Source organism: Paraburkholderia piptadeniae, assembly GCF_900007165.1.
Taxonomy (GTDB): domain Bacteria; phylum Pseudomonadota; class Gammaproteobacteria; order Burkholderiales; family Burkholderiaceae; genus Paraburkholderia; species Paraburkholderia piptadeniae.
The window spans coordinates 1-659 of sequence record NZ_CYGY02000194.1 but is presented as its reverse complement, the minus strand read 5'-3'; the positions used below and the strand labels follow the sequence as shown (position 1 = coordinate 659).

Below are 659 nucleotides of genomic sequence, written 5' to 3'. Positions count from 1 at the left end.
CGGCGGCAGGCGGCGTTGGTGGGACCACCGCAGCAGGCGCGGCGGGTATCGGCGGTTGGGGTTCCGGGCTCAGCAGCACGGCGGTGATCGTGGGCGGTTCGACTGGCCGCTCGACAGTTCTGTCGCGTGTCGCGAGCGTCACGACCAGCAAAGCCAGATGCGCGCCGATCACGGCGCCCAGCACGAGCAGAACCCGACGATACCGCGTCGCGGAGATCATAGGGTTTGCGGGGTTCGCTATGGCAACTTGCAGCATCGATATCGCGGCCAGGCTTGGGCTCATTTGCCGGCGTCATTCGCCGGCGTCATTTGCCAGCATCATTAGCCGGCACTAATCGCCAGCATCATTAGCCAGCACTAATCGCCAGCATCAATCGCCAGCACTATTCGCGGCATCCGTTTGGTTCGCAACCGACGGCCACCTCCACGTTCATTGTCCTCCCGCACCCAGGGTTTTAGAACCAGCGGCTCGCGCCGTGGGTCAATTCGGGAAATTCTCCCGTCCGATGTTCGTTGTCAAACAATCGCCCAGTGGGATACTTTGAACCAATGACGCGAACCATCGCGGCGCAGCGATTTCACAACGGAGTACAACAATGCTGGAGACACGCATTCCCAACCGAAGACCACGCCGCTCCATCGCGCTGGCGGCCGCGCTC

At 62.2% G+C, this 659-nt stretch carries 1 pseudogene; it reads right to left on the bottom strand.

Going from position 1 to position 659, the window contains the following annotated elements:
• Positions 1-220: pseudogene (locus BN2476_RS44315) on the bottom strand (energy transducer TonB); the annotation flags it as partial.
• Between the last annotated feature and the right edge of the window lie 439 nt (positions 221-659).